Source organism: Moorena sp. SIO3H5 (assembly GCF_010692395.1).
GTDB lineage: Bacteria > Cyanobacteriota > Cyanobacteriia > Cyanobacteriales > Coleofasciculaceae > Moorena.
On the sequence record NZ_JAAHHS010000395.1, the window covers coordinates 1 to 6,930 of the forward strand.

The following is a 6,930-nucleotide window of genomic DNA, read 5'->3' on the forward strand; positions in this document are numbered from 1 at the left end:
AGCCTACACGACGCGCTTCCGAGCAGTAATGACTTGGCTGATTATGGCTAACTCCTCCCAACACCCCGAGCCACACGAAAACCCACAAAGTTGTATAGTTCATCGCGCGCGTCATAGTCGAGGCGGGAGGCAGAACGGCAATCCCTAGGAATGAAGGTCCACGAGCCGCCCCGCAGACTATGATAATAATACTTATTGTAATACTGCCAAATACTCCCATCTGTGGGTGCTCTTTCGTAATTATTATGCCAACTGTCGGCACAGTACTCTTCTACATTGCCGTGCATATCGTATAGGCCAAAGCCGTTGGGGGGAAAACTTCCTACTTCCGTGGTTTCTCTTCGATATTTCCCTACAGCTTCCTCTCCATAAGTATAGCTAGCCTTATAGTTAGCTAATCTACTGGTTAGGGTCTCTCCATAATGGAATGGTGTGGTTGTCCCTGCTCTACAGGCGTATTCCCATTCCCCTTCACTCGGTAATCTGTATTCTGTTCCTGTATGTTTAGAGACGCGATCGCAGAATTCCACCGCCTCTAACCAGCTTACGCACTCTACTGGTCGATTCTCTCCTTTAAACTCAGAGGGGTCTGGCTCTAAGTCCCGGTCAACTTTTGGTAGCTTGGCCACTGCTCGCCATTGCCCCTGGGTTACTGGATATTTCCCCAAGAAAAACCCTTTAATGCTTACTTGGTGTTGAGGTCTTTCCCTGTCATCACTCTCACTCTCACTTTCCGGGGCACCCATTAAGAACCTTCCGGCTGGGATATACACCATCTCTAGCTTGACTCCATTCCCCAGATCTTCAATCAAATAACTTGCTTGTTTATTTTCTCTGTTGATTATTTCTCCTGTACGGTTCACTGTTACTACTTCAAAGGTTTTTAAATCTTCTTCTTCTTCTTCTGGTTGCGGTATTCCTGTCGCCTCTCCTAGGGTGACCATTGCCCATGTTTCCCATTCTGCTATGGCATTGGGCATTCTCGCTTTTACTGCTGCACTATAGATTAGGGCGCTTAAATCTGGTCTACTTAGGACTTCTGCTACTCTTAATGCCCACTCATATAGGTGCTTTTTATGACTATTTTTGAATCGACTCAATATTTCTCTTAATCGAGCCGCTGCTTGCTTTGTTTTTCTAGCTCCTGCTTCACAACGGGCAACAATTAGTTCAATCTCTAATTCTTCTGTTGCTGTTTGGGGAGAAATATCCCGCAGGGCTAATTGAGTTTGATAATGTTGCTTAAGGTAGTCTGTTCTGATCCAGACCGCTTTTAGGGTATCTCCTGCTTGAGTCCAACACTGTGCTGCTGCTTCTGGTTGAGCGTTTCTGAGATAGCATTGGGCGGCTTTTGACCAGTCTTGGTTTTTGAGATAGCACTGAGCCGCTTGTGACCACTTTTCCTGTTGTTCGTAGATCGCCGCCGCTTCCCGGTATTCTCCTATTTCTTCCCATACTCGACAAGCATCGGCTAACCACCCGGCTTTGACGTAGCATTGGGCGGCTTTGATGAGCATTTCTCGCTTGTTGCTGTTACTCACTTTCTGTCTTTTGCCTGTTCCCTATTCCCTATTCCCTGTTCATCAAATCTTCGCGGCTTTCCTCCCCACCAAAAGAGAAGGATGGGGAGGAAAGCCGCGCCTCCAATTAGTGGTTTACAATTAATCCCGTTGAACGTTTTAGAAGTCGGACTTTTCGGGCAGTAAATTGTCCAATTCTTTTCCAGTTAACATCGCTAACAGAAACTTGCCTTACTGTCTGACCGCTCACCCAACCTCGATAGGTTATCCCAGCCTTAACCGCCTCAACATAGTCTCCTTTGCGAAAACCATGGCTAGTGGTTGTCCCACCGTATTTACGTCGTTTCCCACCCTTAGAAAACTGCAATAGATGCAACTGGCGACGACTTATGGGGGCACGTCTAATGACTGAAAACACAGCATTAGTTAAATCACAGTTTTTTGGAACACTCAGTTTTCCGTTGCGGTGATAATAATTTTTGCGTCGAAAAAAATGAGTAGCAGCTAGGGCTATTCCATCTACTGCATGGGTATTAACTGTTTGCTGACTTTTGTCAGTTTTGTCTTTTATTAGTCCTAATGCCTCTCTTTTTAAAGCGGTCTCCCAGCCTTGTTTTTGAATTACTGGGGCTATTTGCTCCAACTGAGAGATTGCCCAATACTGGCCTACCATCACAGGAGAAAACCCTTTGCTCCCTCTTGCCTTGACCACTTCATAGACGATGACATTTACTGGATACAAAAAACAAAGCTCTTTTGTTACCCGATTTTCTAGTTGACGGTTTGCCCTAATTGAAGGGGGAACCCTTTTTACTCTACGGTTTGAGAATCGTTTTTGCCGATGAGACCTTTGTGAGTAAGCAACCTTGCGATCTATTCGACGACTTCTACGAGTTTTTCGCATCATTCGCCGAGTATCCATGCGTTCTCGAACTTTCTTGTAAGGCAAGATCAGATGTCCTGTCCAAAGAGTGATTTTACTTGACTGAACAGCCATACCAGAAAACATCTTTCCGGGGTCAATACCAATGGCAATATCCTGGGTTTGATTTCCAGATGGTTGATTAACTAGCTGAACAGCAAAAACATTTAGATCGTTTGGATAAACAACGGCAAGACCGCATAGCAGCCAGCGGCGAGCGCGAGAAGCTTTTGTCGGCATTAATGGTTTGCCATCAGGTGAAATTACTGGAACTCGTAACATGGTGATAAACCTCACGAGAAAAGTATTTAGGTTACCCTGTCCCCTTGACCACCGAATCCAAGATGTCCTGCCCAAAGCAGCAACTGACAACACAGTTTTAAAGAGATCCAGACTGGGGAAGCATCTGGAAGTTCTTACCAGGATTCGGCTCAATGGTCTAGTCAATCACGGTAGTTGGTTGTCTACCAAGCCCCATCCTCTTAGGGTGGGGTTATTGACTCTGTTTGTTTTTCCCTCTGATGTTCAAAAGATTGATCAGTATGAGCTGATTCGGGAATTGGTTCGAGATCTGGTTGGATATTATTAGGCAATACTTCCATTATCTGTGGATTTCGTTCAATAATGTTGCCTAATTCAGCAGCAATGCGATCATGGTTTCGGTTATGTTCCGCTTCTGGTAAACTCATCCTTCCTTGATCGTCTACCTGGAATATTTCAACTTCACCTGTTACTTTATTAAATCGAAATCTTACTTTAACATCCATAGAGGCTTAGGGCTTAGGGGTTAGGGTGCTAGCGTTGGAGATTAAATTCAATTTCTACAACGTTACCTTCTTCATTACACTGAATATTCTCAGCACCATTACGTCTAGCATAAGCAAGGATGGCATCTCGATAAGCTGTAGCCAAAACCTGATGAAAGGCCTGACGACAGCGCAGTCCTACTCTATCCAGGTTTTGTCTGGCTTGTTGTGAGAGAACGGCTTGACGGTTAGCCGCTAATTGTTGTAATCTGGCTTGAGCTTGGGTACGAGCCTCTGCTTCAATCTCTTCTGCTGAGTGCTCTTCGGCTTGAGTACCAGCTTGTTCAATTTCAGAACGGGCAATTTGATCAATTTCTCTCTCAGCAGCAGCTTTTGCCTGTTCTTGGGCAACCTCTTTGGTGTTTCCCCCCCAACCATCATCGTAATAGCTTCCTTCTGCTTCTGCTGAAATCTCCCTATTGATCAATCCTTCTAAAATTCTGCTTCCCTGTCCTGACGCTTGCACCTCATCCTCTAAAATCGCTACAATCTCTAGGGCTTGCTGGTCGATAAGATAGGTAACATAACCCCCTTCAACGTCATAGCGATATCCCTCCTCAACCTCACTCCAGCCTGAATCAGGGGCAGCCAAGGCAGCTTCTAAGGCCCGTAACGCGGGTTTCCCTAAGGTTGAATCAAGGGCTTGGCGTATTCGTGCTTCCCCTCTTACTTGTTCACGTAACTCAACGGTTCGGGATACTTCCCTCTGCCAAGCTTGATTAAGCTCTCTGGTGGCTGTTACTCGAATTCGTCTTGGATTACACATAATTTCCGGAACGGGCAAGATGCCCATTCTACCTAATTTCCGGAACGGGCAAGATGCCCATTCTACCTAATTTGCGGAACGGGCAAGATGCCCATTCTACCTAATTTTCGGAACGGGCAAGATGCCCATTCTACCTAATTTTCGGAACGGGCAAGATGCCCATTCTACCTATTTTCCGGAACGGGCAAGATGCCCATTCTACCTAATTTTCGGAACGGGCAAGATGCCCATTCTACCTATTTTCCGGAACGGGCAAGATGCCCATTCTACCTCAGTCTTAAAATCATTCATCAGGTACCTTAAACCGCATTTTCCAGGCGTTTCAATCCCTGTTGAATAACTACCTCAATGCGCTTACGAGCATCTAAATCCTGGGGATGATTGGCAATAAGTTCTTGTCTGAGCTTATTAAGAGCCATTAGATGGGCTCCAACGGCAGATTCCGAGGATAACAGGGGTTCTTGAGCTTCAATAGTCTCCAAATCCATGATAATTTCAGATACAAGTCGAGACCGATCGATAGCTTTAAATCCTGCTTCTTTTAAGCGAGGCTGCAAAACGGTTTTGAGGACATCTGCTTCTTCTGGTCTATCCCAGAGATGGAATAGAGGCCATAAATCCAGAATGTCGGCTGATGTTACTCCCCGCAATAGTGCTGCTCCTGCAATTAACTTTAAGCCCTTGACTACCCGCCGATCTGAGAACTCAATACCTTCTGCTCTCAGCTCCTGAATTAACCGGCCATATTCTGGCTTAATCTTGGATAAATTCACTTCCAGTAATTTTCCATGCAAATCCAGGATGTCCTCCAGTTTCACACTCGCTAAGAGCTTACTGGTGGCTTGACCTTTAATGTCCCGTTTAGCGGCTTCAATCTTTTCTCGCTCAAGTTCCCACCCTTGTCCTAGGAGTTCGTCAATTTGATTGTCTTCAACCTTGTTTACCTCCAACCGCAGTACAAAGCGATCAGCAAAGGCGTGGAGGGAGGGGTCATCTGGCACACTATTAGAAGCACCAATTAAACAAATCAGGGGTACTGACTGACGTTGAGAACCGTTGTAGAATACTCTCTCATTGAGAATAGTCAACAGGGAATTTAAGATGGCACTACTGCCCTGAAACACCTCATCCAGAAACACAATCTGCGCCTGGGGAAGCATACCTTCGGTGCTGATGTTGTAAGTCCCTTTCTGGAAAGCGGCCAGGTCTAGAGGACCAAAAAGTTCTGAAGGTTCAGTAAAACGAGTTAATAAATAAGAAAAACTCTGAGCATCTATCAGGTCAGTGTAGCGATTAATAATTGCAGTTTTAGCGGTTCCTGGAGGACCAATTAGCAATAAATGTTCCTGGCAAACTGTGGCTAATACCAGTAGCTCAATGGCTTGGTCTCGCCCGGTAAACATTCCTTTGAGAGTGTATTTGACGCTGTTTAAACGTTTAATGGTGCTATTAATAGTCATTAGGGAATAGGCAACAGGGAGCAGGGAATAGGGAGTAGGGAGTAGGGAACAGGGAGTAGGGAGTAGGGAGTAGGGAGTAGGGAATAGGGCTCAAACCTAGATAGGTGTTGGGTTAATGGTTTTAGGTATTGGGTAAAATGAGCGCATCGGTGTCATTTGTATTTCCCAGCAATTGAAGCAATTTTCACCATACAACGTCAAAGATTGAAATAGTTTTAATCAACCACTACGCCATGACGATGTTCGCGCTTCACCTAACCCCTAAAACCTAACCCCTGTAAGATTTTCAATTAGCTTGTCACCCCGTGAGCCCAAATGTAAAAAACCTACCCTTGTGATACTGCCTATTCCTCTGGCTCCATCGGCAGACTTATATCGAAAATTATTAGAAACTTAGCATCAGGCAGCAGCTGTTTCAGGGTCTGGGAATAACCTTCCGTAGTAACCCCACTAATTCACCTAAACGGTGGGCATCAACTGGACGGGGTGGTTTTTCGCAGTGTAATCCCACATAAGCATCCCGGAATATAGAACGGATGTCATCCCCGCTCATCCCCTCTGTTTCGGTTGCAATCAACTCCAGCAGTTCTGAGGATAGCTCAATGTTAAAATGCTGGGCGTGAACTTGAGCGATCGCTCGTCTGGCTCTGAGATTAGGCCGACCAATTGCGATCGCTTTAAAACGACTGGGACGTAACAATGCTTCATCAATAATATCAAGGCGGTTAGTTGTGCCAATCACCAGCATGGGAACATCGGGACGAAACCCATCCATTTCCGTCAGAATTTGGGCAACTATAGCGTTTCCTGCCCTGGTGCCACCATCATCTCGTCCAGAACGCTTGGTGGCAATGGAATCAAACTCATCAAAAACTAGGACTGCTGGAGCATTGCGCCTGGCTTCGGCAAAGAGTTCCCTGACCTTCCGCTCACTTTCACCAACGTACATGTCAGTGACTTCTGGGCCGGAAACTACCTGGATAGTGGCGTTGAGTTGATTAGCGATCGCTTTGGCAAATAAGGTTTTACCTGTACCTGGGGGTCCGTGAAAAATAAATCCCCTCGGAATTAATTCCCGTCTTAATTGCTCGTTGGGGAGGTCATAGGAGCCTGTCATCAAGCGAATTGCTTTGTTTAATTCCCCTTTAACCTGTTCGTAACCCCCAATATTGGCAAAGGTCACATCAGGCACTTCAAAATTCACAGAGGTTTGAGCTTTAAAGGCTCGGATGGCTTGATAAAGCCTGGTTACGGGAACTTTTTCTGTTCCTGCTTGCTCCTGAACCGCATATTTAATGGCGTGACGTAAGCGAATTGGGTTCATCCCTGCGACATTTTTATAAAGCCCCTCTGGGTCAAAATCCTGGAAATGTGCTGCCTCATCTGCGGTAACTAAGGCTCTACCAATGGATTTTTCCTCACCATTAGGATAAACTACTGTGCGGGATACACCACT

At 45.7% G+C, this 6,930-nt stretch carries 6 protein-coding genes; all 6 read right to left on the reverse strand.

The features are described from left to right. Positions 1 to 47: 47 nt before the first annotated feature. Positions 48 to 1,541, reverse strand: coding sequence for an SUMF1/EgtB/PvdO family nonheme iron enzyme (locus tag F6K52_RS29285; protein ID WP_293087025.1), 1,494 nt, complete (start codon positions 1,539 to 1,541; stop codon positions 48 to 50). Positions 1,542 to 1,647: 106 nt separating this feature from the next. Next, positions 1,648 to 2,724: an RRXRR domain-containing protein gene (locus tag F6K52_RS29290; RefSeq protein WP_293087028.1), complete on the reverse strand. Its 1,077-nt coding sequence runs from the start codon at positions 2,722 to 2,724 to the stop codon at positions 1,648 to 1,650. Between the two features lie 200 nt (positions 2,725 to 2,924). Next, a complete protein-coding gene (locus tag F6K52_RS29295; RefSeq protein ID WP_293087031.1) occupies positions 2,925 to 3,209 on the reverse strand; it encodes a hypothetical protein in 285 nt (94 codons plus the stop codon). Positions 3,210 to 3,237: 28 nt separating this feature from the next. Continuing rightward, entirely contained in the window at positions 3,238 to 4,041 is an 804-nt protein-coding gene (locus F6K52_RS29300) for a hypothetical protein (protein ID WP_293087034.1), read from the reverse strand. Between the two features lie 272 nt (positions 4,042 to 4,313). Beyond that, a complete protein-coding gene (locus tag F6K52_RS29305) occupies positions 4,314 to 5,474 on the reverse strand; it encodes an AAA family ATPase (protein ID WP_293087036.1) in 1,161 nt (386 codons plus the stop codon). A 415-nt stretch (positions 5,475 to 5,889) separates the two neighbouring features. Beyond that, positions 5,890 to 6,930 (reverse strand): ATP-binding protein (locus tag F6K52_RS29310; RefSeq protein ID WP_293087041.1); only part of this gene is annotated, 1,041 nt, incomplete at its 5' end.

Bases quoted from the DNA above. Each gene is read 5' to 3' on its own strand.
- F6K52_RS29305 (WP_293087036.1), bottom strand. From the start codon at position 5,474: ATGACTATTAATAGCACCATTAAACGTTTAAACAGCGTCAAATACACT.
- F6K52_RS29300 (WP_293087034.1), bottom strand. From the start codon at position 4,041: ATGGGCATCTTGCCCGTTCCGGAAATTATGTGTAATCCAAGACGAATT.
- F6K52_RS29295 (WP_293087031.1), bottom strand. From the start codon at position 3,209: ATGGATGTTAAAGTAAGATTTCGATTTAATAAAGTAACAGGTGAAGTT.
- F6K52_RS29290 (WP_293087028.1), bottom strand. From the start codon at position 2,724: ATGTTACGAGTTCCAGTAATTTCACCTGATGGCAAACCATTAATGCCG.